29 protein-coding genes are annotated in these 26,265 nt (G+C 68.4%); 11 read left to right on the top strand and 18 right to left on the bottom strand.

The window, feature by feature from the left end; translation table 11 throughout:
* Positions 1-165 precede the first annotated feature (165 nt).
* Positions 166-843: a transcriptional repressor LexA gene (gene lexA / locus SK854_RS29060; protein ID WP_402915616.1), complete on the top strand. Its 678-nt coding sequence runs from the start codon at positions 166-168 to the stop codon at positions 841-843.
* Here the strand turns inward: lexA and SK854_RS29065 are convergent.
* Complete coding sequence (locus tag SK854_RS29065; protein ID WP_319978304.1) at positions 827-1,567, bottom strand: GbsR/MarR family transcriptional regulator; 741 nt, start codon at positions 1,565-1,567, stop codon at positions 827-829. The two genes, lexA and SK854_RS29065, sit on opposite strands and share 17 nt — an antisense overlap.
* Positions 1,568-1,691: 124 nt before the next feature.
* Here SK854_RS29065 and SK854_RS29070 point away from each other — a divergent pair, with 124 nt between their 5' ends.
* Entirely contained in the window at positions 1,692-2,804 is a 1,113-nt protein-coding gene (locus SK854_RS29070) for a cytochrome P450 (RefSeq protein ID WP_319978305.1), read from the top strand.
* A gap of 33 nt (positions 2,805-2,837) precedes the next feature.
* On the opposite strand, the gene SK854_RS29075 is transcribed toward SK854_RS29070, so the two are convergent.
* The 3 genes from SK854_RS29075 to SK854_RS29085 are packed head-to-tail and all read right to left on the bottom strand — an operon-like array spanning position 2,838 to position 5,774.
* Positions 2,838-3,791: an SdiA-regulated/phytase-like domain-containing protein gene (locus tag SK854_RS29075; RefSeq protein ID WP_406601841.1), complete on the bottom strand. Its 954-nt coding sequence runs from the start codon at positions 3,789-3,791 to the stop codon at positions 2,838-2,840.
* Positions 3,788-5,248, bottom strand: coding sequence for a GTPase HflX (gene hflX / locus SK854_RS29080; protein WP_319978306.1), 1,461 nt, complete (start codon positions 5,246-5,248; stop codon positions 3,788-3,790). Before hflX ends, SK854_RS29075 begins: the two co-directional genes overlap by 4 nt.
* A gap of 25 nt (positions 5,249-5,273) precedes the next feature.
* Positions 5,274-5,774 carry an ArsR/SmtB family transcription factor gene (locus SK854_RS29085; RefSeq protein ID WP_281251353.1) on the bottom strand — a complete coding sequence of 167 codons (501 nt, stop codon included), beginning with the start codon at positions 5,772-5,774 and terminating at the stop codon, positions 5,274-5,276.
* A 54-nt stretch (positions 5,775-5,828) separates the two neighbouring features.
* On the opposite strand from SK854_RS29085, the gene SK854_RS29090 reads away from it, so the two are divergent.
* Both SK854_RS29090 and SK854_RS29095 read left to right on the top strand, forming a co-directional pair.
* Entirely contained in the window at positions 5,829-7,070 is a 1,242-nt protein-coding gene (locus SK854_RS29090) for an MFS transporter (protein WP_319978307.1), read from the top strand.
* Positions 7,063-7,944, top strand: a complete 882-nt coding sequence (locus tag SK854_RS29095; RefSeq protein WP_319978308.1) for an SMP-30/gluconolactonase/LRE family protein — start codon at positions 7,063-7,065, stop codon at positions 7,942-7,944. The genes SK854_RS29090 and SK854_RS29095 overlap by 8 nt, the downstream gene beginning before the upstream one ends.
* Before the next feature lie 30 nt (positions 7,945-7,974).
* Here SK854_RS29095 and dapF read toward each other — a convergent pair whose 3' ends face one another.
* From dapF to SK854_RS29110, 3 genes are read right to left on the bottom strand one after another with little or no spacing between them, the layout of a single operon-like run.
* Positions 7,975-8,778, bottom strand: coding sequence for a diaminopimelate epimerase (gene dapF, locus SK854_RS29100; RefSeq protein WP_319978309.1), 804 nt, complete (start codon positions 8,776-8,778; stop codon positions 7,975-7,977).
* A complete protein-coding gene (gene miaA, locus SK854_RS29105) occupies positions 8,766-9,674 on the bottom strand; it encodes a tRNA (adenosine(37)-N6)-dimethylallyltransferase MiaA (protein WP_319978310.1) in 909 nt (302 codons plus the stop codon). Before miaA ends, dapF begins: the two co-directional genes overlap by 13 nt.
* Positions 9,671-10,375 (bottom strand): class III extradiol dioxygenase subunit B-like domain-containing protein, encoded by a 705-nt coding sequence (locus tag SK854_RS29110; protein WP_319978311.1) that lies wholly within the window; start codon positions 10,373-10,375, stop codon positions 9,671-9,673. Before SK854_RS29110 ends, miaA begins: the two co-directional genes overlap by 4 nt.
* 170 nt (positions 10,376-10,545) lie before the next feature.
* On the opposite strand from SK854_RS29110, the gene SK854_RS29115 reads away from it, so the two are divergent.
* Positions 10,546-11,895: a DUF349 domain-containing protein gene (locus SK854_RS29115; protein ID WP_319978312.1), complete on the top strand. Its 1,350-nt coding sequence runs from the start codon at positions 10,546-10,548 to the stop codon at positions 11,893-11,895.
* Positions 11,896-11,974: 79 nt separating this feature from the next.
* Here the strand turns inward: SK854_RS29115 and SK854_RS29120 are convergent, their stop codons facing one another.
* Together SK854_RS29120 and miaB are read right to left on the bottom strand one after the other, a co-directional pair.
* Complete coding sequence (locus SK854_RS29120) at positions 11,975-12,442, bottom strand: Rv2732c family membrane protein (protein ID WP_319978313.1); 468 nt, start codon at positions 12,440-12,442, stop codon at positions 11,975-11,977.
* Entirely contained in the window at positions 12,439-13,920 is a 1,482-nt protein-coding gene (gene miaB / locus SK854_RS29125; protein ID WP_319978314.1) for a tRNA (N6-isopentenyl adenosine(37)-C2)-methylthiotransferase MiaB, read from the bottom strand. The genes SK854_RS29120 and miaB overlap by 4 nt, the downstream gene beginning before the upstream one ends.
* Positions 13,921-14,050: 130 nt before the next feature.
* Here miaB and SK854_RS29130 point away from each other — a divergent pair, with 130 nt between their 5' ends.
* Positions 14,051-14,965 (top strand): TAXI family TRAP transporter solute-binding subunit, encoded by a 915-nt coding sequence (locus SK854_RS29130; protein WP_319978315.1) that lies wholly within the window; start codon positions 14,051-14,053, stop codon positions 14,963-14,965.
* Positions 14,966-14,975: 10 nt separating this feature from the next.
* Here SK854_RS29130 and SK854_RS29135 read toward each other — a convergent pair whose 3' ends face one another.
* Both SK854_RS29135 and SK854_RS29140 read right to left on the bottom strand, forming a co-directional pair.
* The gene (locus SK854_RS29135; protein ID WP_319978316.1) at positions 14,976-16,361 is read right to left on the bottom strand and encodes a sensor histidine kinase; all 1,386 of its coding nucleotides are present in this window, start codon (positions 16,359-16,361) and stop codon (positions 14,976-14,978) included.
* Positions 16,362-16,418: 57 nt separating this feature from the next.
* Positions 16,419-17,093 carry a response regulator transcription factor gene (locus SK854_RS29140; protein ID WP_319964593.1) on the bottom strand — a complete coding sequence of 225 codons (675 nt, stop codon included), beginning with the start codon at positions 17,091-17,093 and terminating at the stop codon, positions 16,419-16,421.
* A gap of 159 nt (positions 17,094-17,252) precedes the next feature.
* Here SK854_RS29140 and SK854_RS29145 point away from each other — a divergent pair, with 159 nt between their 5' ends.
* The 4 genes from SK854_RS29145 to SK854_RS29160 all read left to right on the top strand — a co-directional run bounded on the left by SK854_RS29145 (position 17,253) and on the right by SK854_RS29160 (position 20,532).
* Positions 17,253-17,981: an amino acid ABC transporter ATP-binding protein gene (locus SK854_RS29145; protein ID WP_319978680.1), complete on the top strand. Its 729-nt coding sequence runs from the start codon at positions 17,253-17,255 to the stop codon at positions 17,979-17,981.
* 40 nt (positions 17,982-18,021) lie between these two features.
* Positions 18,022-18,912: a glutamate ABC transporter substrate-binding protein gene (locus tag SK854_RS29150; RefSeq protein ID WP_319978317.1), complete on the top strand. Its 891-nt coding sequence runs from the start codon at positions 18,022-18,024 to the stop codon at positions 18,910-18,912.
* 79 nt (positions 18,913-18,991) lie between these two features.
* Positions 18,992-19,639 (top strand): amino acid ABC transporter permease, encoded by a 648-nt coding sequence (locus SK854_RS29155; RefSeq protein WP_319978318.1) that lies wholly within the window; start codon positions 18,992-18,994, stop codon positions 19,637-19,639.
* Entirely contained in the window at positions 19,636-20,532 is an 897-nt protein-coding gene (locus tag SK854_RS29160; protein ID WP_319978319.1) for an amino acid ABC transporter permease, read from the top strand. Before SK854_RS29155 ends, SK854_RS29160 begins: the two co-directional genes overlap by 4 nt.
* 52 nt (positions 20,533-20,584) lie before the next feature.
* On the opposite strand, the gene SK854_RS29165 is transcribed toward SK854_RS29160, so the two are convergent.
* From SK854_RS29165 to SK854_RS29175, 3 genes are read right to left on the bottom strand one after another with little or no spacing between them, the layout of a single operon-like run.
* Positions 20,585-21,052, bottom strand: coding sequence for a hypothetical protein (locus SK854_RS29165; protein ID WP_319978320.1), 468 nt, complete (start codon positions 21,050-21,052; stop codon positions 20,585-20,587).
* Positions 21,037-21,402, bottom strand: a complete 366-nt coding sequence (locus tag SK854_RS29170) for a hypothetical protein (protein ID WP_093599744.1) — start codon at positions 21,400-21,402, stop codon at positions 21,037-21,039. Before SK854_RS29170 ends, SK854_RS29165 begins: the two co-directional genes overlap by 16 nt.
* Positions 21,403-21,420: 18 nt before the next feature.
* Positions 21,421-21,696 (bottom strand): hypothetical protein, encoded by a 276-nt coding sequence (locus tag SK854_RS29175; protein WP_319978321.1) that lies wholly within the window; start codon positions 21,694-21,696, stop codon positions 21,421-21,423.
* Positions 21,697-21,820: 124 nt separating this feature from the next.
* Here SK854_RS29175 and SK854_RS29180 point away from each other — a divergent pair, with 124 nt between their 5' ends.
* Entirely contained in the window at positions 21,821-22,477 is a 657-nt protein-coding gene (locus tag SK854_RS29180; RefSeq protein ID WP_319978322.1) for a response regulator transcription factor, read from the top strand.
* Here SK854_RS29180 and SK854_RS29185 read toward each other — a convergent pair.
* From SK854_RS29185 to SK854_RS29200, 4 genes are all read right to left on the bottom strand, one after another.
* Positions 22,464-23,213 (bottom strand): succinate dehydrogenase/fumarate reductase iron-sulfur subunit, encoded by a 750-nt coding sequence (locus SK854_RS29185; protein ID WP_319978323.1) that lies wholly within the window; start codon positions 23,211-23,213, stop codon positions 22,464-22,466. The two genes, SK854_RS29180 and SK854_RS29185, sit on opposite strands and share 14 nt — an antisense overlap.
* Positions 23,210-25,078 (bottom strand): fumarate reductase/succinate dehydrogenase flavoprotein subunit, encoded by a 1,869-nt coding sequence (locus tag SK854_RS29190; RefSeq protein ID WP_319978324.1) that lies wholly within the window; start codon positions 25,076-25,078, stop codon positions 23,210-23,212. Before SK854_RS29190 ends, SK854_RS29185 begins: the two co-directional genes overlap by 4 nt.
* Positions 25,079-25,087: 9 nt before the next feature.
* Positions 25,088-25,852 carry a hypothetical protein gene (locus tag SK854_RS29195; RefSeq protein WP_319978325.1) on the bottom strand — a complete coding sequence of 255 codons (765 nt, stop codon included), beginning with the start codon at positions 25,850-25,852 and terminating at the stop codon, positions 25,088-25,090.
* Between the two features lie 84 nt (positions 25,853-25,936).
* The gene (locus SK854_RS29200) at positions 25,937-26,227 is read right to left on the bottom strand and encodes a hypothetical protein (RefSeq protein WP_093599759.1); all 291 of its coding nucleotides are present in this window, start codon (positions 26,225-26,227) and stop codon (positions 25,937-25,939) included.
* Positions 26,228-26,265 lie beyond the last annotated feature (38 nt).

A 26,265-nucleotide genomic window follows, 5' to 3' on the forward strand; every position in this document is an offset into this window, starting at 1 on the left:
ACCAGACCGACTCTCCGAACGCCACAACACGCGCCCAAATACCTCGAACAGGTGTTTGATCTGTGCAGCAAACACGACTACCGTCGACCACGAAGATCGACGGAGGCCGGATTCCCATTCGAACTGGGGGCGGCGAGGAGGACAGCGACCGTGGCAGGCAAGACGATCGACCCGGATCCCGCTCTTGTGGAGACACAGGTGAACGAGATCGCGGGAAACGCCGGCCTGACTCTGCGTCAGCGCAAGGTGCTCGACGTGATCCGCGATTGGGTCGACCGTTTCGGCTACCCGCCGAGCGTGCGCGAGATCGGTGAGGCCGTGGGTCTCACATCGACCTCGTCGGTCGCCTACCAACTGCGCGCGCTGGAGCGAAAAGGTTTCCTGCGCCGCGACCCGAACCGCCCGCGCGCGGTCGGGATGCTGCCCAACGAGATCGACGCCGGTATCGACCCGATGTCCAAGCCGACGCCCGCCTACGTGCCGATGCTCGGCCGGATCGCGGCTGGTGGCCCGATTCTGGCCGAGGAGTCGATCGAGGACGTGTTCCCGCTGCCGCGCGAGATCGTCGGCGAGGGTGAGCTGTTCCTGCTGCGCGTCGTCGGTGACTCGATGATCGACGCCGCGATCACCGACGGCGACTGGGTCGTGATCCGCAAGCAGCCCACGGCCGACCAGGGCGAGATCGTCGCCGCCATGATCGACGGCGAGGCGACCGTGAAGACGTTCAAGCGCAAGGACGGCCACGTGTGGCTGATGCCGCACAACACGGCCTACCAGCCGATCAACGGCGACGAGGCCACCATCCTGGGCAAGGTCGTGACCGTGCTCAGGCGTCTTCCGTAGCTTCTCCGCGGGCGTGCTTCTTCTTCTCGAAGAAGTCGAGCCACTTCTGCCGGGTGGACTCCATGTCCACCACGACGAACGCGAAGAACTGGCCCATGTCCTTGAGGCGGGCTCCCACCGGGGTGCCGAGACCGAAGATCTCGGCACCTTCCAGTCCTGTGTGCGCCCAGACCGAGTTGCGCTGGGCGCTCGACAGCCACGCCCGGTACCAGAGGTCATCGCCCAGGAAGTAGCGCACGCGCTTGCCTTCGCGTTCGCTGTGCAGCAGGTCGATCTCCTGCAGGTAGCTCGTCGACCGCGAGATGGTCGCCGGGCTGACTGACAACCGCAGCACCAGTTCCGTCGCGGACAGGCTGCCCTTGTCGGTCATGAAGATCTCCGCGAGGATCCGCGCCGCCGTGCGCGTGAGCCCGGTCTGCCGGAACACGCCGACCAGCCTCAGGTGGAATTCCTGCACCTGCGCCGGACTGCGGTCGAACGAGTACGCCTCCTCGTCGACGTCGAGATCGTCGACGGCGGGCATCCGGCGCATCGCCCGATCGCTCGCCGCCCGGTGCGCGGCACCCGGCCGGTAGTTGTTGTGGCCGCCGTTGCGGGTCACCTCGCGCTGGATCGTCGAGGCAGGCCTTTGCAACCGCCTCCCGATCTCGGAGTATCCCAGCCCGTCCCAGAGGAACTGGGCGATGAGCTGCCGTTCTTCTTCGTCTAGGCGTTTACCAGGCACAACCCCATGGTGCCTTGCGCTTCAAGCCATTGCAATGAGTCTTTTGACTTCGTCCGCAAACGTTTTTAGCTTGCAGGTAGGGGAAAGACCTCGTTGCAAGGGGGGAGCAATGCCACTGAGTCCGATGACGTTTCCGGACGGGCACGACGGCTGGCGCGCGCACGATCACGCGACTGTGCGCGCGGTGCTCGCGGACGGGCGGTTCAGCATCCGGCCGGATCTGATGCACAACCCGTTCGGGCCGGGGAGTCCCGGTGACGCGCCGCCGTCGCCGCCTGGTGCGTTCACCGATCACGACCCGCCGGAGCACACCCGCTACCGCAGCCGGCTGACCGGTCAGTTCACCGTGCGGCGGATGCGGTTGCTCGCCGAGCGGCTGGAGGTGATCACGGCCGAGCATCTGGACGTGCTGGCGGCGCAGGGGTCGCCGGCGGATCTGGTCGAGCACTTCGCGGTGCCGGTGCCGGGTCTGATGATCTGCGAGTTGCTGGGGGTTCCGTACGAGCGGCGTGTGGAGTTCCAGCAGGACGCGATGGTGCTGACCGGAGCCAGTGGCGCTGGAGCCGGTGAAGCCGTGGCGATGTTCGAGGCGTTCGAGCGGCTGCAGCGGTTCATGCTGGAGATGGTCGCGGCGAAGCAGGCGGAGCCGACGGACGACGTGCTGAGCGACCTCGTCCACTCGGAGCCGGCTGGGTCGGGCGAGTCGCCACTCACCGATGACGAGATGGCCGCGATGGGCATGGCGTTGCTCGGAGGCGGGCTCGACACCACGACGAACATGCTGTCGCTCGGCGCGCTGGAGTTGCTGCGGGAACGGGCGCGGGTGGAGGCGATGCTCACCGATCCCGGCGCCGCCGTCGAGGAGCTGCTCCGATATATCAGTTTGACGCCCGCTACGGCGCGCACCGCGTTGGAGGACGTCGAGATCGACGGCGTCGTCGTGCGCGCGGGTGACACCGTGTTCGTCGAGTTGGGGTCGGCGAACCGCGATCCGGCTCGCTACGCCGATCCGGACGTCCTCGACCTGGCTCGGGGAACGGCGGGGCATCTCGCGTTCGGGCACGGCATCCACCAGTGCATCGGCCAGCACCTCGCGCGGATCGAGTTGAAGATCGCCTTTCCCGGGCTCTTCACGCGGTTCCCGAAGCTGCGTCTGGCCGTGCCGGAAGAGGAGTTGCCGCATCGGGCGAGCCTGGTGATCGGCGGGCTGGAGCGGATGCCCGTCGCCTGGGACTAGGACTGATTCAGGCCCGAAAATCAGGCCCAGAAATCAGGCCCTGCGGCGGAAGCGCAGGCCGATGACGAGGGCGGCGACGAGCACGATGCCGCCCAGGGTCAGCGCGAGAGGCCAGTTCTGCCACGAGCCGCCCGGCGATTCCGAGGGAGACGCCTGCGGCTGGTCGGCGGCCGGCGGAGGTGTCGTGGTCGTCGGCGGGGGTGGCTGGGCCAGGGCCGCGGCGCCCGCCACGGCCCGGATCGGGGTGCCGGTGCCTTCGGAGGCCGAGAGCAGGGTGCCGTCCGGGTCGAACGCGATGGCCTCGCCCTGAGGCTCGTTCGGCAGTGGGACTCGGACCGGGTCGCCGGACAGCGCCTTCACGACGTCGCCGTCGGGGACCGGGTAGAGGTAGGCGTCGGTGTAGGTGCGCAGGGCGATGACGGAGCCGTCGGGTGTGGAGGCGGCTCCGGTCACGAGACGCGAGTCGAGGGTGCCCTCCAGGGGGCCTCCCGGAGTGTCCGTCGTCGACAGCGACACGCGTGCGACCTGCTCCAACGGCACCGATATATCAGTTTGGAGCGGAGCCGTCGGGCGATATACCAGCGCGGAACCGAGGGGTTCCTTGGTGACGATGTACGGGGTGCCGGACTTGTCGATGAGCAACGCCTCGGCGTCGTGCTTGCCGTCCGGGTACGTGACGCGGAACCGCTCCACGGCGCCCGAAGGCGAGACCTTGTGCAAGGCGACCGTGGAGCGGGACTTGTTGTTGTCGCCGGTGTCGGACGCCCAGAGGGTGCCGTCCGGCGTCATCGCCAGGTCTTCGACGTCGTAGGGGTCGACGGGCGCGGTGATCGTGCGCGTCACGACGCAGTCGCGGCCCATGACCTGGATGCGCAGCGTGCCGTTGTCGCTGTCGCTGACGGCGAAGAACTGCTTGCCGTCGGACGTGAGCCCGGAGAGCTCCTGCATGGCTACCGGGCACACGTCCACGGGTGGAGGCGGGATCAAGCAGGCGTCCCGTTCGTCGCGAACTCCTCGAGCGCGCTGGCGAGGTCCGGACGCACGCGGGCGCTGAGCAGGGTGCCCGACTCCGTGTGCTTCTCGGACAGGATCTCGCCGTCGCGGTGCACGCGGGCGACGACCTCGCCCCGCGCGTACGGCACGAGAGCCTCGACCACGACCTCGGGACGTGGCATCAGCTCGGCGATGCGGACCCGCAGTTCCTCGATGCCGAGGCCCGAGTGCGCCGACACGAAGGACGCGTCCGGGAACAGGTGCCGCAACCGGGCCATGCCCAGGTCGCCGACCGCGTCGATCTTGTTCACGACGAGCAGCTCGCGCGGCATCGGCGTGTCGGTCTTGTCGTTGATCTCGGACAGGACCTCGCGCACGGCCTTGACCTGCTTCTCCGGCATGCCGTCGGAGCCGTCGACCACGTGCACGAGCAGATCGGACTGGCCGACCTCCTCGAGGGTCGAGCGGAACGCCTCGACCAGCTGGTGCGGCAGGTGCCGGACGAAGCCGACCGTGTCGGTCAGCGTGTACGGCAGGCCTTCCGGCGTCAGCGCGCGGCGCGTCGTCGGGTCGAGGGTGGCGAACAGCGCGTCCTCCACCAGGACACCGGCGCCCGTCAGCGCGTTGAGCAGCGACGACTTGCCCGCGTTCGTGTAGCCCGCGATCGCGATGCTCGGGATCTCGTTCGCCGTGCGGCGGCCCCGCTTGGTCTCGCGGACGACGCCGATCGCGGCGATCTCGCGGCGCAGCTTGGAGATGCGCGCGCGGATCCGGCGACGGTCGGTCTCGATCTTGGTCTCACCGGGACCGCGCAGACCCACACCGCCGTTGCCGCCACCCGCACGACCACCGGCCTGCCGCGACAACGACTCACCCCAGCCGCGCAGGCGCGGCATCAGGTACTGCAGCTGGGCCAGCTCGACCTGCGCCTTGCCCTCCTTGGACTGCGCGTGCTGCGCGAAGATGTCCAGGATGAGCGCGGTGCGGTCGACGACCTTGACCTTGAGCTTCTCCTCCAGCTGACGCAGCTGGCCTGGCGAGAGCTCGCCGTCGCAGATCACGGTGTCGGCACCCGTCGACTGCACGACGTCGCGCAGCTCGGAGACCTTGCCGGAGCCGATGTACGTCGCCGCGTCGGGCTTGTCGCGCCGCTGCACGAGGCCTTCGAGCACCTCGGAACCGGCAGTCTCGGCGAGGCGGGCGAGTTCGGCCATCGACGCGTCGGAGTCCGCCGCCGTGCCCTCGGTCCACACCCCGACGAGCACGACCCGCTCCAGGCGGAGCTGCCGGTACTCGACCTCGGTGATGTCCTCGAGTTCGGTGGACAGTCCCGCGACACGGCGCAGCGCGGCGCGTTCGACACGTTCGAAATCACCCGTGGAGAAGTCGTCCTCCTCCCAGGTGGCGTCGAACTCCGGGTCGAACTCTGTGCTCTGGATGTTTTCCGTCATTTGCCCTTCATCGTCCCACGGACAGTTAGTCCCCCGGATACACCGCGAGGTAGATCGCCACACGGGGAACATCCGGCTTGACCGGTTGCGCGGCCAGCTCATCCATCAACGACGCGAGCCGCTGCTTTAGTTCCTCGGGGTCGACGGTGACGACCAGACGGCTCTGATCCACGTCACTGAGCCCGATGTCGGCAACCTCGCCGAGGAAAGCGTGCAGCATCGCTTCGCCGACGGCGACCGCATTTTCGCTGTTGTCGAGCTCCCAGGACAGTCCTGTCGACCGATAGGGGATCTCTTTCGCTCCCCGGTTGCCCGCGCGGGGAGGCATCGCCTCCAGGAATCCGGCGGCGACGAGCTTGCGCACGTGGTGCAGCGTCGTGGCCGGGTCCCTGCCCAGCCGCTGGGCCAGCTCCTTGTTGGTGAGCGGGCGGTCGAACGTCATGCGGATCATGCGCAGCCGCAGGTCAGAGCTCAGCGCCGCGGCTTCGTCGCTCGTCGCGGGACGTCGCTTCCGGGAGAGTGGCACGAGCACAGTCTAAGTGATTGACACTTTCCAATCACTCAGCGCAGACTTCTCGGCATGGCGCTTTGGGGGCATCACGACTTCCGCCGGCTGTGGCTCGGCGACACCATCAGCCAGTTCGGCTCGACGATCGGGCTGACGGTGATCCCGCTGCTCGCGGCGGGTGCGCTGCAGGCGACACCGTTCGAGATGGGACTGCTGGCCGCGGCGGGCACGATGGCGTTCCTGCTGATCGGACTGCCCGCGGGCGTCTGGGTCGACAGGATGCGGCGCAAACCGCTGATGATCACGATGGACGTCGTCCGCGCCGCGCTGATGCTGAGCGTGCCCCTCGCGTGGTGGATGGACGTGCTCGACCTGCCGCAACTGATCATCGTGAGCCTCGCGGTCGGCGTCTGCACGGTCTTCTTCGACGTCGCCTACCAGTCGTACCTGCCGTCGCTGGTGGGACGCGACCAGCTCGTCGAAGGCAACTCGAAACTGCAGGCCAGCATGTCCGTGGCCGAGGTGTCGGGGCCGGCGATCGGGGGCTACGTGGCGCAGTTCCTCGGCGCGGCCAACGGCGTGCTCGCGACCGGTCTCGGCTACCTGAGCTCGGCGTTCTTCCTGTCCCGCATCAAGATCGTGGAGACCGTGCCGGAGCGCCACCCCGATCCGCACCTGCGCCGCGAGATCATGGAGGGGCTGCGGTTCGTCTTCGGCAACGCCACCCTGCGCAAGATCGTGGCCTGCACCGGCACGTCGAACTTCTTCCACGGCATCCAGAACGCCGTCAGCGTCCTGTTCCTGCTGCGGGTGGCCGGGCTGAGCGAAGGCACGGCGGGTCTGATCTTCAGCGCGAGCGGTGTCGGCGGCGTGCTCGGCGCGATGGTCGCGCACCGGCTCGGCGTGCTGATCGGACAGGCGCGGCTGATCTGGTTCGTGCCACTGCTGACCTGGCCGTTCGTGCTGCTGATGCCGTTCACCAAGCCGGGCTGGGGCATCGTGTTCGCGATGGCCGGGCTCGCGGTCAGCGCGTTCGGTGTCGTCGTCTACAACGTCGGCCAGGTGAGCTACCGGCAGGCCATCTGCCCCGACCACCTGCTGGGCCGGATGAACGCCTCGATCCGCTGGGTGGTCTGGGGCGCGACGCCGCTGGGCGCGCTGCTGGGCGGCGGACTCGGTTCGTGGATCGGGATCGTGCCGACGCTGTGGGTTTCCCTGATCGGCTCGGTGGCCGGAATGGGGTGGGTGCTGTTCTCGCCGCTGCGCTCTATGCGGGACCTGCCGGCCACGTCTAGCGTCGAGGCCCATGGCTGACACCTCGGTGCTGCGGGACGGTCTTCACTTCGGCGAGGGGCCGCGACGCGGTCCCGATGGACGCCTCTACTACTCCGACTTCTACGCGGGCGAAGTACACGCCCTCGACCTCACGACGGGCGACGACGAGGTCGTCGTCGCCTTCGACGGCCAGCCCTCGGGCCTCGGCTGGCTGCCCGACGGACGCCTGCTCGTCGTGTCGATGCTCGACCGCACCGTCCGTCGCCTGGAGGGCGACGACCTGGTCCTGCACGCTGATATATCGGACATCGCGACCTTCCACGCCAACGACATGCTCGTCGACTCCGAGGGCCGCGCGTACGTCGGCAACTTCGGTTTCGACCTGCACGGCCTGATCGACGACGTCGGTATCGCGCGACTGCTCGAACCCGACTTCGAACCGCCGGGCGCCGCGCTCGCGCTGGTCCAGCCCGACGGGTCCGTCAGCGTCGCCGCCGAGGACCTCAAGTTCCCGAACGGCATGGCGCTGCTGCCCGACCCCACGGGTGAGTCCGAGAGCGGCACCATCTTGGTCGTCGCCGAGACCGTTGCGTTCCAGCTCAGTTCGTTTTCGGTAGACCGCAACGGATCGTTGCAAAACCGCAGGGTGTGGGCCGATGTGAAGGAGTTCGGGATCGCGCCGGACGGGATCGCGGGCGACGGGGACGGCGTCTGGGTGGCTGCCGCGTTGCAGCCCGCGGTGTTCCGGGTGACCGAGGGCGGCAAGATCACCAACAAGGTGGAGACGACGCAGACGTGCTTCGCCGTCGCGGTCGTCGACGACAAGCTCGTCTGCCTGACCGCGCCCGACTCGAACCCGAGCGTCGTCAGGCCCGACCGGCTCGGGAAGATCGAGATTTACCAGCTCAACTGATATATCGGATATCAGTTACGCGGTATCGGATCAGGCAAGGGCGTCCCACCAGGACTTGTCGAGCTCGCCGCGGGCGACGAGCACGGCAGGTCCGGTGAGGGTCGACGTCGTCAGCTCGATGGTGACCGACACCTGACCGCCGAGGACGTCGACGGTCGCCGAGCCCGTGGTCCTGCCCTGGCCGGCGAGCCAGGAGGCGACGGACGCGACGGTGCCGGTGCCGCACGAGCGGGTCTCGCCGACGCCGCGCTCGTAGACGCGCATGCGCAGCGCGTCCGCGCCGATGACGTTGATGAGTTCGACGTTGACGCCGTGCGGGAACATCACCGGGTCGAAGCCGGGCGGTGCGGTGAGGTCGAAGTCCTCGACCGGGACCTCGGTGACGCACGCGAGGTGCGGGTTGCCGACGTCGACCGCGAAGCCCCCGATGCCGGAACCGTCGACCGCGGCGATGGACGTGCCGGTGACCCGCGCGGGGCCCATGTCGTTCGTGACGGACCCGTCCGGGTGCGTGGTGACCGTGCGGTCCCCCGCGCGCGTGCCCACGACGAACGTGCCCTGCGGCTGGTGGCCCGCGTCGACCAGGTAGCGGGCGAAGACGCGCAGGCCGTTGCCGCACATCTCGGCGATGGATCCGTCGGCGTTGCGGTAGTCCATGAACCACTTGCCCTCGGAGCCACCTGTGCGCACGACGCGCAGCACGCCGTCGGCGCCCAGGCCTCGCTGCCGGTCGCACAGCGCCTGCACGCGGGCGACGGTCAGGTCCAACGCGTCATCGAGGTCGGGCAGGACGACGAAGTCGTTCTCCGTGCCGTGCCCCTTCACGAACTCCACGGGACAAGGTTACCGGCGGCCTCCAAAAGATCAGGCCGAGCACCGTCGAGCCAGGTGATGCGCTGGTCACGCCGGAACCACGACCGCTGCCGGCGCACGAACCGGCGGGTGGCGCGTTTGGTCTCCTCCGCGGCGAAGTCGATCGTGCAGGCTCCGTCCATTGCGGACAGCACCTGCTGGTAGCCCAGCGCGCGCGACGCGGTCTTGCCGTCGCGCAGGCCGAGCCGGACGAGAGCGCGCACCTCGTCTTCCAGGCCGGAAGCGAACATCGCGTCCACTCGCTGGTCGACGCGGCCGTCCAGTTCGGACACCTCGCGGTCGACGCCGATCTGGACGGTGCCGTAACGGGCGGGGCCGGGCTTGGGGAGATTCGCCGAGAACGGTTGCCCCGTCAGCTCGATGACCTCCAGCGCGCGCACGATGCGGCGGCCGTTGGACGGCAGGATCGCGATCGCGGCGGCCGGGTCGAGCTCCTGCAGACGCCGGTGCAACGCCTCCGAGCCCGCCGAGGCCAGTTCCGCCTCGAAACGCAGGCGCACCGCGTCGTCGGTGCCGGGGAACTTCAGGTCGTCCAGCACGGCCTGCACGTACAGCCCCGATCCGCCGACGAGGACCGGCGGACGGCCGGCGGCGAGCAACTCCTCGACGACGGCCCGCGTTTCGCGCTGGTAGGCGGCCACCGACGCGGTCTCGGTGACGGACAGGACGTCGAACAGGTGGTGCGGCACGCCACGGCGTTCCGAGAGCGGCATCTTCGCGGTGCCGATGTCCATGCCGCGGTAGAGCTGCATGGCGTCGGCGTTGACGACCTCTCCCCCGAACCGCTCCGCGAGCGCGACGGCCAGGTCGGACTTGCCGGTCGCGGTGGGTCCGACGACTGCGATGGGGGTGATCACGGGCGCTCCCAGACTGCGACGTGGTAGCCCACGCCGAACGGTGCGAAGAACTCGGCGCCCAGGCCGCGCCACGGTCCTGGCACGCCCGCGAGGACCTGCCACGCCGCACGACCCTGCGCGCCCAGTTCACGGGCGAGGCCGACGTCGAGACCGAGCAGGCCGTACACGTCGGCGTTCGCCAGCAGAGTGTGGACCAAAGAATCAAAAGGTCCCGAACGCTCGTCGTCGGACCCCGGCGAGCGCGGGCCGTGCCGGGTGGAGCCGTCGCCGAGGAACAAGAGTCCAACGTCCTCAGATTCCGACCCGGAATTCACCTCCGCGGCGAGTTGTTGTCCAAACGAGACACAGTCGGAAGCGGGCAGGTCAGGCGGCACGAGTTCGACGCGTGACACCTCGACTCCGCAGTGTTCCCTCAGCCACGCGGTGACCAGCACGGGCAACGGAATCCGCGCATCCGGCGGCAGGTCACCGCCGAGTGACACAGGCACATCGACCCCATAACCGAGAAAAGTTCCCGACAACGGCGGCGAGTACGTCGAGGGGCCGCTGTCGTCCACGGCGACCGCGACCCACGGACCGGGCAGTTTTCCTGCTGCGGCAAGGGTTGCGGCCCGCACGGGCTCGGTTTCTGCGGCGGCTCCCACGACCAGTTCCGGGACCAGAAGAGGTGGGTGCGGCACCACCGCGGCACGGGTGATCACGAGCGACGAGGCTACCTATCGTGGACTCCCAGTACCGAGTCGAGCTCTGACCTGTTTGAATGCGCGCGGGGCACTGGGGACGGGAGACCCTCCAGCGCCCGTATTGCATCGGCCCCGCCAACGGCGGGGCGCCCGTGGCAGGCACGGGCGTCAGATGGGAGGAACCGGCGATGTCGGAGCAGGACAGCACACCGGAGGCCGTGGCCGTGACCGCCCCAGTCGCGGACGCAGCCGAGGGTGGGGTCGAGGAAACGCCGAAGGAGACCGCACCGCAGGCGACGCCTCCGGCCGTCCCCGTGGCGTCGGACCACCCTGACCGCTGGGGGCGCGTGGACGCCGACGGCACCGTGTACGTGAAGACCGAGGACGGCGAACGTGCTGTCGGGTCGTGGCAGGCCGGTGAGCCGGTCGAGGGTCTCGCGCACTTCGCGCGGCGCTTCGACGACCTGCGCACCGAGGTCGAGCTGCTCGTGTCGCGGCTCAAGTCCGGTGCCGGCGACCCCAAGCACGCCATGACCAGCGCGAAGCACGTCAAGGAGCAGCTCGCCGAGGCCGCCGTCGTCGGCGACCTGAAGGCGCTGGCCGCCCGCGTCGAGCACGTGCTGGTCCAGGCAGAGGCCGGCATGGAGAAGGCGAAGGAGGCCAAGGAGGCCGCCCGAGCCCAGTCCGTGGCGCGCAAGCAGGCGCTGGTCGACGAGGCGGAGTCGATCGCGACCGAGTCGACGCAGTGGAAGGTCGCGGGCGACCGGCTGCGTCAGATCCTCGACGAGTGGAAGACCATCCGCGGCGTCGACCGCAAGACCGACGAGCAGCTGTGGCGCCGGTTCTCGAAGGCGCGCGACGCGTTCAACCGCCGTCGCGGCTCGCACTTCGCGGACCTCGACCGCCAGCGTTCGGTGGCGAAGACCTCCAAGCAGTCGCTGGTCGAGGAGGCCGAGAAGCTCGTCGACTCCGACGACTGGGGCACCACGGCCGGTCGCTACAAGGAGCTCATGGTCGAGTGGAAGGCCGCCGGGCGTGCGCCCAAGGAGGCCGACGACGCGCTGTGGCAGCGGTTCCGGGCCGCGCAGGACGCGTTCTTCCAGAAGCGCTCCGAAGCGTTCAGCGAGCGGGACGCCGAGTTCACGGCCAACGCGAAGCTGAAGGAGGAGCTGCTCGCCGAGGCCGAGGGCATCGACCCGACGGGCGACCTCGAGTCGGCGCGCAACGCCCTCTACAAGATCCAGGAGCGCTGGGACGCGATCGGCAAGGTGCCGCGCGAGCGCATCCGCGAGCTTGAGGGCAAGCTCCGCTCCATCGAGGAGAAGGTCCGCGGCGCGGTCGACGCCCAGTGGCGCCGGTCCGACCCCGAGGCCGAGGCCCGCGTGGCCCAGTTCCGCGAGCGCGTGGAGCAGTTCGAGGCGCAGGCCGCGAAGGCCCGTGCCGCGGGCGACAAGCGCCGCACCGAGCAGGCCGAGGCGCAGGCGGCCCAGTGGCGCGAGTGGCTCGCCGCCGCTGAGCAGGCCCTGGCGACCCGCTAGTCAGCAAGCCCTGAAAGGGCCCCTCTCCCGTGCGGAGAGGGGCCCTCAGGCGTTTTCAGGGGGCACTGCGCCCCGTTCGTCACAGCTGGGGCGGGCGTGAGGCCGCGATCTGCACCCACTTCACCAGCAGGAGGATCACCGCGATCACCGCGATGATCAATCCGATCCCTGGACCGGGACCGATCGTCTTGTTGCTCGTCGTCGTCTGCTGCGTCCAGATCGACAGCACGCCGATGATCGACCCCGCGAACAGCCCCAGCGAGCACACCCACGTGAGCCCCCAGCGCCGCACCGCGAGCGTGATGCCGGAGCCGAGCACGCCGATGCCCAGCGCGAGGTAGGAGAACAGCGTCGGAAGGAACAGCGACGACTCACCCAGCACGACCTGCAGGCCGGTGTGCTCGCCGATCCACGGCAGGACCAGCGACACCAGGATCGCGAGCACCGCGATCGAGATCGTCAGCGCGCCCGTTCCGGGGTCGATGCGCCTGGCCGCCTCGTGCTCCACCGCGTCGATCTCTTTGCGCAAGAAGTCCTCATCACTCACTGGGCCGCGCACCCTGACACCACGGGCAACGGCTCGGGCGCTCCGAACGACGGCAGACCGAGGCCGATGCCCGCGGTCTTGGGCTTGATGCCGGCCTCGGAACGGTCACCGGCCTTGGTGCGGCGCCACGACAGCGGTTCGCCGTCCGCGACGAGGTAGTGCGGGGCCGCGTACGTCACGACGGTCTCCACGACGTCACCAGGACGCGGAACGATCGCACCGGGCGCGAAGTGCACGAGGCGTCCGTCACGCGCACGGCCGCTCATGCGGTGGGTCTCGGCGTCGCGCTTGCCCTCACCCGTGGCGACGAGGACCTCGACCGTGCGGCCGACCTGCTCGATGTTCAACGAGTGCGTCATCTCGTTCTGCAGCGCCACGAGCCGGTCGAACCGCTCCTGCACGACGGCCTTGGGCAACTGGTCCGGCAGGTCGGCCGCCGGGGTGCCGGGGCGCTTCGAGTACTGGAACGTGAACGCCGACGAGAAACGGGCCTGGCGCACCACGTCGAGCGTGCCCTGGAAGTCCTCCTCGGTCTCGCCGGGGAAGCCGACGATGATGTCGGTGGTGATCGCGGCGTCCGGCATGGCGGCGCGGACCTTGTCGATGATCCCCAGGTACTTCTCGGTGCGGTACGAGCGGCGCATCGCCTTGAGCAGGCGGTCCGAACCGGACTGCAGCGGCATGTGCAGGCTGTGGCACACGGCGGGCGTCTCGGCCATGGCGGCGATGACGTCGTCGGTGAAGTCCTTGGGGTGCGGCGAGGTGAAGCGCACGCGCTCCAGTCCGTCGATCTCACCGCAGGCGCGCAGCAGCTTGCCGAACGCCAGCCGGTCGCCGAACTCGACGCCGTAGGAGTTGACGTTCTGGCCCAGCAACGTCACCTCCAGCACGCCCTCGTCCACGAGCGTCTGCACCTCGGCCAGCACGTCGCCGGGGCGGCGGTCCTTCTCCTTGCCGCGCAACGACGGCACGATGCAGAACGTGCAGGTGTTGTTGCAGCCCACCGAGATCGACACCCAGCCCGAGTAGGCCGAGTCGCGCGAGGCAGGCAGCGACGACGGGAACGTCTCCAGGGCGTCGAGGATCTCCACCTGTGCCTCGGAGTTGTGGCGGGCGCGTTCGAGCAGCACCGGCAACGACCCGATGTTGTGCGTGCCGAACACGACGTCCACCCACGGGGCGCGCCGGACGATCTCGCTGCGGTCCTTCTGCGCGAGGCAGCCGCCGACCGCGATCTGCATGCCCGGGTTCGCCGTCTTCTGCGGGGCGAGGTGGCCGAGCGTGCCGTACAGCTTGTTGTCGGCGTTCTCGCGGACCGCGCAGGTGTTGAAGACGACGACGTCGGCCTGCTCGTCCTCGCCGGCACGCGCGTAGCCCGCGTCCTCCAGCAGACCGGCGAGCCGCTCGGAGTCGTGCACGTTCATCTGACACCCGAACGTGCGGATCTGGAAGCTCTTGCGAACCTGCGCGGTACTCACACGAACACGATAACCCCTGGTCAAACGCCCGAGTTTCGCGGACCGCACAAAGCATGTCCCATTCGCGCCGTGACCAGGCAGGACCTTCGTCGGGTGCAAGGGCCGGGCACCCCCGTGGCACGATGCGCTGGTGCTGGGACGACTGCATGCCGCCGTGAGCCTGTTGACCGCCGCAACGGTCCTGACGGGCTGTAGCAGCACGGTGACGGACATCAAGATCACGATGGCCACGGGCAGTGAGGGCGGCGTCTACTACTCGCTCGGCAACGGCCTCGCGGACATCTGGAGCGGGCGTCTCGGCATCGTGCGGCCCCAGGTCGTGCAGACGGCCGGCTCCAAGGACAACGTCACCCGGCTGATCAACAACCAGGCCCAGGTCGGCTTCTCCCAGGCGGACGCGCTCGAAGACATGCCGGGCTCCGACCGGTTGCGCGCGCTGGCCCGCATGCACGACGACTACCTGCAGGTCATCGTCCGCGCCGACCTGCCGGTGGCGAAGCTGCGCGACCTGTCGGGGCTGCGCGTGTCGATCGGCGCGAAGGAGTCCGGCGTCGAGATCATCGCGACCAAGCTGCTGCAGTCCGAGAACGTCCGGCCGCAGGCCGTGAACCTCGGCCTCGACGACTCCGCCGGTGCGATGCAGGAGGGCAGGCTCGACGCGTTCTTCTGGTCGGGCGGCCTGCCGACGCGCCGGATCACCGATCTCACCAAGGGGCTCGGCGTGCGGATGCTCGACCTCAAGGACGAGCTGCTGAAGTTCCGCCAGCAGTACCCCGTCTACGGATCGGCGACGCTGCCCGCCTCCACCTACTACCTGCAGTCCGGGCCGGTCATCACGCTCGTCGTGCGCAACTTCCTGCTCGTCAACGAGTCGATGCCCGACGACGTGGCCGAAGCGCTGGTGCGGCAGCTGTTCGAGGGCCAGCCCGACCTGGTGAAGGCGCACTCGGCGGCGCGCACGATAGAGCAGCGGTCCGCGATCGAGACATCACCGGTGCCGCTGCATCCCGGCGCCATGCGCTACTACCGCGAGGCCAAAGTCTGATCCCCGGGGTCTAGACGGCGGGCAGTTCGATCACGACCTTCAAGCCGCCGTCCTCGGGTGATTCCAGCTGGACGGTGCCTTCGACGCGTTCGACCAGCAGCCGCACGATCGAGAGCCCCAGCCCGGAGCCGGGCACGTTCTGGTGCGCGGGGCTTCGCCAGAACCGGTCGGTGGCCCGTTCGAGCTCGTCGGGCTGCAGACCGGGCCCGTGGTCGGCGACGGAGAGCCGGACGACGCCGTCGGACTTGCGCGCGTCCACCACGATCAGCGTGCCCTCGGCGGTGAACTTCAACGCGTTGTCGAGCAGTGCGTCCAGGATCGTCTCGACACCGCGCGGCGGGACGAGGGCCATGCCGACGCGTTCCCCGTCGAGCACGAGATGCACGTCCTTCGCCGCCGCGGCCGACGACCACGCGGTCAGCCGCGCGGCCACGGACTTGTCGACGTCGACCGGCACCGGGTCCACGGAACTGGACTCGGCGCGCGCCATGGCGAGCAGCTCGTCGAGGATGCGGTTGAGCCGGTCGGTCTCGCTCAGCGCCTCGACCTGGTGCACCTCCCCCTCACCGTCGACGTGACCCTCCAGGTTGGACAGCCGCAGTTTCAGCGCGGTCAACGGATTGCGCAACTGGTGTGACGCGTCCGCGACGAAGGCCCGTTGCGCGGCAAGCACATCGCTCACGTTCGCGGCCATCTGGTCGAACGACCGCGACAGCTGCCGCAGTTCCGGCGGCCCGCTCTCCGCGCCCACCGGCGGCACCGGCCGGCCCGACACCACCGCGGCGAGGAGCTTCCCGGTCGCCTCGTCCAGCGCCTGCACCGGGCGCAACGTCCAGCGCACCACCGGAAGCGCCAGCAGCACCGCGAGCGCCAGCACCAGCAGGCTTCCCGCGAGCAGCAGCGCCCACCACGCGAGCACCTCGAAGCGGGTCTTGGCCGTCGGGGAGAACGTGATCACCGCACCGCGCACCTCGCCGTCGACCAGGACCGGTTCGGCGAGCACGACCTTCGCGTCGCTCCACGGCGTGAACAACGCCGGCGCGACCGGCAGGCGCCCGGCCAGCGCCTTGCTGACCAGGTCCTGCACGGCGGGGTCACCGAGCGCGAGGTCGTTGCGCGAGGCCACCAGCGGCACGGTCGGCGCGTCGCGGGCCACCACGGCCACGCCGATGTCGTACAGCTCGTCGTAGCGCTCCAGCTCCGGCCGCAGCAGGTGCGGGCTGTCGTCGATGAGCGGACGCTGCGCGAGCGAGGCGAACCGGCTGGTGTCGGTGAGCCGGTCGAGGAACATCTCCTGCTGCTCCGCGGCCGCCACGTTGCGGCCCAGCGGCACGCCCAGGCCCACCAGCACCAGCACGATCAGGGCGAGCACCACGCCCAGCAGTCGTGACCTCACGGGCCGTCACCCCGCCCGGCCGCGACACGCCGACGACAAAAGATCACCCAATTGAGATCACACCTGCCCCAGCCGATATCCGACGCCGCGCACGGTCTCCAGCAACGCGGGCCTGCCGAGCTTGGTCCGCAGGGTGGCGACGTGCACGTCCAGCGTGCGGTTCGCTCCGGACCAGGTGCGGCCCCACACCTCGGCGAGGATCCGCTCCCGCGTGCACACCGCGCCGCCCGCCGCCATCACCAGCGCGAGCACCTGGAACTCCTTGCGCGACAGGGCGACCGACTCCCCCGCGACCGTGACCTCGTGACGCCCCAGGTCGACCCGCACGTCGCCGGTCTCGAACACCTCTGTGGACACCGCGCCCACGCCGACCGGGTCCGCGCCGCGGCGACGGCGGACGGCGTGCACGCGCGCGACGAGTTCGCCCACGTCATAGGGCTTGACCAGGTAGTCGTCGGCCCCGGCGTGCAGGCCGAGGATCCGGTCGTCGATCTCCCCTCGCGCGGACACCACGATGATCGCGACGTCCGACGCGGCCCTGATGGCACGGCACAGCGTCACACCGTCCATGTCGGGCAGGCCGAGGTCGAGCAGCACCACGTCGACGCCTGCGAGGCGGTCGAGCGTGCCGCGGCCCGTGGCCTGCCGGTCCACGTGGAAACCCCGTCTGGTCAGGGCTGGGACCAAGGCCTCGGCGACCCTGTCGTCGTCCTCGACGAGCAGCACGCGCACTTTCGCTACCTCCCGGGCAACCGATGTCTGCCTGTGACAGAGTTGAGACCCTAAGTCTTGCTCAATGTCCTGGACTGGTGTGGTGGCGGACACCTAGGTTTCCGCCAACGCCGACGACCCCCAATGGAGGACTGGATGACTGCCGCCTCTGCACCGCCGATGATTCGTGTGGCGGGTGTGGACAAGTTCTTCGGCCCGTTGCACGTGCTCAAGAACGTGGAACTGGAAGTGCCGAAGGGGCAGGTCGTGGTCGTGCTGGGGCCGTCGGGTTCCGGTAAGTCGACCCTGTGCCGGACCATCAACCGCCTCGAACCGATCGATTCTGGTGTCATCGAGGTGGACGGGCAACCGCTTCCCGCCGAAGGAAAAGAACTGGCCCGCCTGCGCGCCGACGTCGGCATGGTGTTCCAGTCCTTCAACCTCTTCGCGCACAAGACCATCGTCGAGAACGTCATGCTCGCGCCGACGAAGGTGCGCAAGACGCCCGCCGCCGAGGCGCGCAAGACGGCGATGGAACTGCTGGAGCGGGTCGGGATCGCCAACCAGGCCGACAAGTTCCCCGCTCAGCTCTCCGGTGGACAGCAGCAGCGTGCGGCGATCGCCCGCGCGCTCGCCATGAAGCCCAAGGTGATGCTGTTCGACGAGCCCACGTCCGCGCTCGACCCGGAGATGGTCCAGGAGGTCCTGGACGTCATGACGGGCCTGGCCAAGGACGGGATGACGATGCTGGTCGTCACGCACGAGATGGGCTTCGCCCGCAAGGCCGCGGACCGGGTGATCTTCATGTCCGACGGCGAGGTCGTCGAGGATTCCACCCCGGAAGCGTTCTTCTCGGCGCCGAAGTCCAACCGCGCGAAGGACTTCCTTGGCAAGATCCTGACTCACTAGTAGTCAGCCCACGTTTCGAACGAATGGCAGGAGAAGGACGATGAGGGTTCGCACCCTTGCGGCGGTGCTGCTGACGGGCGCACTGGCCCTGACCGCGTGTGGCAAGGAGGGCAGCCCGACCGACACGGCGGCGCCCGCCGGCCTCTTCGAGGTCGCCAAGGACGTCAAGGTCGACGGCTCGCCCACGTTCGAGAAGATCAAGTCCCGTGGCTCGCTGATCGTCGGGGTCAAGGAGGACCAGCCGGGTCTGGGCTACAAGGACCCGACGACGAACAAGTACAGCGGTTTCGACATCGACATCGCGCGCCTGATCTCGGCGAAGCTGGGCTTCGACCCCGAGAAGATCCAGTTCAAGACGATCCAGTCGGCCGCTCGCGAGCAGGCGCTGATCAACGGTGACGTCGACTACTACGTCGGCACCTACACGATCAACGCCGGCCGCAAGGAGAAGGTCTCGTTCGCGGGCCCGTACTTCGTCGCCGGCCAGGACCTGCTGGTGAAGAAGGACAACACCGACATCACCGGCAAGGAAACCCTCAAGGGCAAGAAGGTGTGCTCGGTGACCGGCTCCACGCCGGCCAAGCGCATCAAGGACGAGAAGCTGACCGAGGAGGGCAACGTCCTCGAGTTCCAGGGCTACTCGCAGTGCGTCACCAAGCTCCTCAACGGTGAGGTCGACGCGGTCACCACGGACGACGCGATCCTCAAGGGCTACGCGGCCGCCGAGGACGGCAAGCTGAAGGTCGTCGGCAAGACGTTCTCCAGCGAGCCGTACGGCATCGGCCTGCCCAAGGACGACAAGGCCCTGCGCGACAAGGTGAACGACGTCCTGCAGGCCTCGCTGGACGACGGCACGTGGCAGAAGATCTACGACGGCACGCTGGGCAAGTCCGGCTCGTCCGCCGAGAAGCCGAAGATCGACCGGTACTGACGGTTCCTCACGTGGCCGGTGGATCCCGCGTGGGTCCACCGGCCGTTCCTTTGAAGGCGGACGGACGGCAAGGAAACCGATGAGCGTCCTCACCAACAACCTAGATCTGTTCCTGCGCGCTTTTGGCCAGACTCTCCAACTCTTCGCGGTCTCCGCGGTGCTGTCGCTGGTGCTGGGCACGCTCCTCGCGGCGCTGAGGGTCAGCCCGGTGCCGGTGTTCCGCGGTGTCGGCACGACGTACGTGACGGTCGTGCGCAACACGCCGCTGACGCTGGTCTTCGTGTTCTTCGTGTTCGCGTACCCGCTGCTGGAGATCCTGAAGATCGACGAGTACACGGCCGCGGTGGTGGCGCTGACGCTCTACACGGCGGCGTTCGTCTGCGAGGTCGTGCGATCGGGCATCAACACGGTGCCGGTCGGGCAGGCCGAAGCCTCCCGCGCGCTGGGTCTCACGTTCACGCAGATGCTCGGCAACGTGGTGCTGCCGCAGGCGCTGCGCTCGGTCGTGCCGCCGATGACGAGCACGATGATCGCGTTGCTGAAGAACACGACGGTCGCGTCGGGCTTCGCCGTCTTCCAGGCGGGCAACATCCGCGAGCAGCTGTCGGACCAGGGTGACAACGTCCTCGTCGGACTCGTGTGGGTCGCCATCGGGTTCGTCATCCTCGTGATGCCGCTGACGTACGTCCAGCAGGTCTTCGAGAAGCGGTGGAGCGTGGCCCGATGAGCATGGTGCTGTTCGACGTCCCGGGTCCGAAGGCCCGCGTCCGTCACAAGATCATGGCCGTCATCGGCATCGCGGCGGTGGCCGCGGCGCTGGTGTACGTGGTGATGAGGTTCATCGTCACCGACCAGTTCACCGCCCGAAGGCTCGACTGGATCAACTACAAGCAGATCCAGCTCTCGCTCGTCGAGGCCATCGGCAACACGCTCGGCGCGTTCGCCGTCGGCGCGGCGCTGGCACTCGTGTTCGGCGCGATCTTCGCCGCGGCACGGCTGTCCGACCACGCCTGGGTGCGCGCTCCCGCGGCGGTGATCGTCGAGGTCTTCCGCGCGATCCCGCTCGTGATCATGATGTTCTTCTTCTACTACGGCCTTCCCGTGGCCGGGGTGAAGCTGAGCGCGTTCACGGCGGTCGTGATCAGCCTGATGCTGTACAACGGCTCGGTGCTCGCGGAGATCTTCCGCGCGGGCATCAACTCGCTGCCGAAGGGCCAGAGCGAGGCCGCGTACGCACTGGGCATGCGCAAGACGCAGGTGATGACGTTCGTGCTGCTGCCGCAGGCGTTGCGGGCGATGCTGCCGACCATCATCAGCCAGCTCGTCGTGCTGCTGAAGGACACCGCGCTCGGCTTCCTCATCACCTTCGAGGAGCTGCTGCGGTGGGGTACGCGCATCGGTGGTGACGCCGTCAACTTCGGCCGCCCGATGATCCCGGTGATGATCGTGGTCGCCCTGGTCTACATCGGACTGTGCCTGTTGCTGACGTGGCTCGCGACCTACCTCGAGAAGCGCAACCGCCGCAACAAGAAGGTCATCAAGACCGACAACGACGCCGCCGGGCAGGTCCAGCTCGGCAACGCTTCCACGGCGGGCGTCGGCGGTGGGATCACCGTCTGATCCGTCGGTTCGTGCGAACGGGGGCGTGTCCACATCGGACACGCCCCCGTCGCTATTTCCAGTGCACGGACTCGCAGTTGTTCGTCACGTAGCCGGCGGCCAGCGAGCCGTCGCCCGTCCTGGCCTTCGCGGCCGTCTCACGGGCGTAACGCTGCCCGTCGGGGTCCTCTGGGGAGAACGTCGGCAGCACCTCGTCCATCACCTTCAGCGCGGCGCTCTCGGCCTGCTGGTCGCCGCGGTCGCGCGCGTCCTGCCAGCCGAGGTACCAGGCGCACGAGTTGGTGATCTCCAGGACGATCCGCTCGCTGCCGGCCGGTGCCTTGTCCTGGCCCGGTCCCGACTTCTCCGCGAGCACCCCCAGGTCGGGTTCGCGCCCGTCCGGCCAGGTGAACCTCGCGGAACCGTCCCGCATGTCCCGTGTGTACTGCACCTGGTCGACCAGCCGGGGCTCTGCCGGAGGTGCCGCCGTGCACCCGGCCAGCAGGGCGACGGCGAGCAGTCCGGTCAGTTGCCGCTCCACCACAGCGTTCCTCCGACGGTGCCCGAGGTGTACGGGCTGTTGGAGGCGAGGCAGAACTTGGTGCCCGCCTTGAAGTTCGTGCCGACGTGCTTGCGGGTCTCCTCCATCCGCACGAACGCCCCGCGCGTGTTGCGGTCGCCGCACTTGTACCAGGCGAGTTGCATGACACCGCCGAGCGCGACCTGGGCGTCGATGTTCGACCCGGCGACGGTGATCGTGCGCGCGGTGGTGAACCACGTGATCTGGTTCTCCTTGAACGGCACCGTGATCGTCGTCGACGCCGCCTGCGCGGGCGTGGCCGACAGCATCGCGAAGCCCACGGCGAGCAGGCCGGCGAGAGCGCGTTTCATCGAGAGTCCCTTCGGAAGTCAGACGTTCCAGTCGACGACACCGCACCAGTCCTCGCCCGCCTGACCCACCACGTCGAGGCAGAACGTGGTGCCGGCGCGGAAGTTCGTGCCGAGCAACCGGCGTGCACGGTCCCCCGCCGGGAACAGCACGGGGCTGCCCGCCACCCGGTGGTCGCCGTCGCGGGACCACCGGATCTCCAGGTCGACGGGACTGTTCGTGACCCGGAGGTAGACGTCCGAGCCGTCCACGGTGATCGTCCGGACGGCGAGCAGATCGGCCGATGCGGTTCGCATGGCGCCGAACGTAGCGACGGAGGCGGAACCGGGTCGTCTCACGAAGAGTGGATCTCCCGTCAACTTTCGCGGTACGCTCGTGGTGGGGGATCTACCGCGGTGACGTCACAAGAATGAGGGCATTGTGACGCGCGTACTCGTAGTCGACGACCAGCCGTTGTTCCGTGCCGGCCTGGTCGCTTTGCTGAACGCTGCACCAGATCTGACCGTCGTCGGTGAGGCCGGGGACGGCGACACCGCCTGCGCGCTGGCCGGGTCGTCGAGACCGGACGTGATCGTGCTGGACATCCGCCTGCCGGGGCTGGCGGCGCTCACCCGCGCCGCGACGTCCGCGCGGGTGCTGGTGCTGACCACCTTCGACCTGGACGAGTACGTCCACGAGGCGTTGCGGCTGGGGGCGGCCGGGTTCGTGCTGAAGGAGTCCGAGCCGGCCAGGCTGATCGCCGCGATCACCGCCGTCGCGTCCGGGGAGATGCAGTTCGGCCCCACGGTGATGCGCAGGCTCGTGGCGGCGTACCTGAGGGGCGATTCGGCTGTCTCTCCGTGGGGTTCGGTCGGGCTGGACGAGCTGACCGACCGCGAACGCGAGGTGCTGCGGCTCGTCGGCACCGGCCTGACGAACACGGCGATCGCGACCAGGCTGACGGTCACGGAGGGCACGGTGAAGACGCACCTCAACCGCGTGATGACGAAGCTGCGGCTGACCAGCCGGGCTCAGGCCGTCGTGATGGCCTACGAGTCCGGGCTGGTCATACCGCAGGCCGTCGCTAGGACCGCTTGAACAGCTTGTTGCCGAGCCAGACGATCGGGTCGTACTTGCGGTCGGCGACGCGCTCCTTCATGGGGATGAGCGCGTTGTCGGTGATGTGGATGTGCTCGGGGCACACCTCGCTGCAGCACTTGGTGATGTTGCAGAGACCGAGCCCGTGTTGTTCCTGGGCCTGGTCGACGCGGTCCGCGGTGTCGAGCGGGTGCATCTCCAGTTCGGCGACCCGCATGAGGAACCGCGGCCCCGAGAACGCCTCCTTGTTCTCCTCGTGGTCACGCACCACGTGGCAGGTGTTCTGGCACAGGAAGCACTCGATGCACTTGCGGAACTCCTGCGAGCGCTCGACGTCGACCTGCTGCATCCGGTACTCGCCCGGCGCCAGATCCTTCGGCGGAGCGAACGACGGGACCTCGCGCGCCTTGGTGTAGTTGAAGGACACGTCGGTCACGAGGTCGCGGATGATCGGGAACGTCCGCATCGGCGTGACCGTGATCGTCTCCGACTCGTCGAAGATCGACATTCGGGTCATGCAGAGCAGCCGCGGGCGTCCGTTGATCTCCGCCGAGCACGAGCCGCACTTGCCCGCCTTGCAGTTCCACCGCACCGCGAGGTCCGGCGTCTGCGTGGCCTGCAGCCGGTGGATGATGTCGAGGACGACCTCGCCCTCGTTGACCTCGACGGTGAAGTCCTCCAGCGCACCGCCGGAGTCGTCACCGCGCCACACCCGGAACTTCCCCTGGTAGCTCATGACAACTCCTCGGCGGTGAGGTACTTCTCCAGCTCGCTGCGGTCGAACAGGTCCAGCAGGTCGTGCCGGATCGGGATCTGCGCCTTCTCCGTCACCTCGGCGCCGTCACCGGACGCCTTGCACACCAACAGTTTCCGGCGCCACTCGGCGTCCATCACGGGATAGTCGTCACGGGTGTGGCCGCCGCGGGACTCGGTGCGCAGCAACGCCGCCTTCGCCACGCACTCCGACACCAGCAGCATGTTGCGCAGGTCGAGTGCGAGGTGCCAGCCGGGATTGAACTGCTGGTGTCCCTCGACGGTCAGCGCCTGCGCGCGTTCCTTGAGCTTCTCCAGCCGCTGCAACGCCTCTTCCATCTCACCCGCCTTGCGGATGATGCCGACGAGGTCGTTCATCGACTGCTGCAGTTCCATGTGCAGCGTGTACGGGTTCTCGCCGCCTTCCTGCTGGAAGGGTTTGAGGGCCGTCTCGCGTGCCTCGGCGACGAGTTCCTCCGGCACCACAGGACGTTCGCTCATCGCCCGCACGTACTCCGAGGCACCTGCTCCCGCCCTGCGCCCGAACACGAGCAGGTCCGACAGCGAGTTGCCGCCGAGCCGGTTCGAGCCGTGCATGCCGCCCGAGACCTCGCCGGCGGCGAAAAGCCCTGGTACGGAAGACGATCCGGTGTCCGGGTCGACCTCGACGCCGCCCATCACGTAGTGACAGGTCGGGCCGACCTCCATCGGCTGCGCGGTGATGTCCACATCGGCCAGTTCCTTGAACTGGTGGTGCATGGACGGCAGCCGCCGCCGGATCTCCTCGGCGGGCAGACGTGTGGACACGTCGAGGAAGACGCCGCCGTGCGGTGATCCGCGCCCGGCCTTGACCTCGGAGTTGATCGCGCGGGCGACCTCGTCACGCGGCAGCAGTTCCGGAGGGCGCCGGTTGTTCGCCTGGTCGGTGTACCAGCGGTCGGCCTCTTCCTCGTTGTCCGCGTACTTGTCCTTGAACACCTCGGGGATGTAGTCGAACATGAACCGCTTGCCGTCGGAGTTGCGCAGCACGCCACCGTCACCGCGCACGGACTCGGTGACGAGGATGCCCTTGACGGACGGCGGCCAGACCATCCCGGTGGGGTGGAACTGGATGAACTCCATGTTGATCAGCGAGGCACCCGCGCGCATCGCGAGCGCGTGACCGTCGCCGGTGTACTCCCAGGAGTTCGAGGTGACCTTGAAGGACTTGCCGATGCCGCCGGTCGCGAGGATCACCGCCGGCGCCTCGAACAGCACGAACCGGCCGGACTCGCGCCAGTAGCCGAACGCGCCGGCGACCTTGTCGCCGTCCTTGGCGAGGTCGGTGACGGTGAACTCCTGGAACACCCGCAGGCGCGCCTCGTAGTCGCCGAACTCCTTGAAGTCCTCCTGCTGCAACGACACGATCTTCTGCTGCAGCGTGCGGATCAGTTCGAGGCCGGTGCGGTCGCCGACGTGCGCGAGACGCGGGTACTCGTGGCCGCCGAAGTTGCGTTGCGAGATGCGGCCGTCCTTGGTGCGGTCGAACAGCGCGCCGTAGGTCTCCAGTTCCCAGACCCGTTGCGGCGCTTCCTGTGCGTGCAGTTCGGCCATGCGCCAGTTGTTGAGGAACTTGCCGCCGCGCATGGTGTCGCGGAAGTGGACCTGCCAGTTGTCGCTCTCGTTCGCGTTGCCCATGGCGGCGGCGATCCCGCCCTCGGCCATGACGGTGTGGGCCTTGCCGAACAACGACTTGCAGAGAACGGCGGTGCGCAGGCCGTGCTCACGGGCCTCGATCGCGGCTCGCAGACCGGCACCACCCGCGCCGATCACGAGAACGTCGAACGAATGCCTTTCCAGCTCGGGCAAAACCACTCCTTAGTTGATGAAGCGGAGGTCGGAGATCGTTCCCGAGGCGACCAGCGCGACGTACAGGTCCGTGAGGCAGACGAAGATCAGCGAGGCCCACGCGAGTTGCATGTGCCGGTTGTTCAGCTTCGAGATCTGCGTCCACATCCAGTACCGGACCGGGTGCTTGGAGAAGTGCTTGAGCCGCCCGCCCGCGATGTGGCGGCACGAGTGGCACGACAGCGTGTAGGCGCCCAGCAGGCCGACGTTGACCAGCAGGACGATGTTGCCGAGACCCACGCCGGTGCTGAACGCGGAGACCGCGTCGTAGATGTTCACCAGCAGCAGGAGCGAGGCCGCGTAGAAGAAGTAGCGGTGCAGGTTCTGCGCGATGAGCGGGAACCTGGTCTCACCGGTGTACTTGCTGTGCGGCTCGGCCACGGCGCACGCGGGCGGTGACGCCCAGGCCGCGCGGTAGTAGGCCTTGCGGTAGTAGTAGCAGGTGATCCGGAATCCCAGCAGGAACGGGATGATCAGCAGCGGCGGGGTCAGGAAGCCGGGCAGCGCCGGAAACCACTGACCGAAGTGCGAGGCCGCCGGGACGCACTCCTCCGTGAGGCACGGCGAGTACATCGGTGTGAGGTAGTGGTACTGGTCGACCCAGTAGTAGTCCCCCTGGAACGTGCGGAACGCCGCGTAGATCGAGATGAGCAGCAAGCCGACGAATGTCGTCAGCGGCGGCAACCACCATCGGTCCGTGCGCAGAGTCCTGGCGGCGATCTCTGCCCTCGCCATTACTCACCTTTCTGGGGGTCCACGTCGTTGTGGAGGAACGACTACGGCCCCCGCGTCAGGCGGGGGCCGCGTGTTCAGCTCGGCTCAGGTCCGGTTGCGGTAGCCACCGAGTCCTTCGTCGTCTGCGTCCTTCCAGAGCGACTCGTCGTAGGGCGTGTCTGGCACGACCACGACCTCGCGTTCCACTTGAGGCGCTTCGCGCTGCCTCGGGGTGCTCAGGTCGACGAGTTCGGTTGCGTCGATGTCCATGCGTTCCACGTCGTTGGCCAGGCGTTGCACAGCTGCCACGTCGCCATACCTGGCGCGCAGGTTGCTGACGGCATGCCGCATCTGACCGATGACCCGGCGCAGCTCGACGATCTCCGTGGAGTTCATGGGACACCTCCGTTCCAAGGTCGTGCCCCGCACTCTGC

Source organism: Lentzea sokolovensis (assembly GCF_033949975.1).
In the GTDB taxonomy this organism is placed as follows: Bacteria; Actinomycetota; Actinomycetes; order Mycobacteriales; family Pseudonocardiaceae; genus Lentzea; species Lentzea sokolovensis.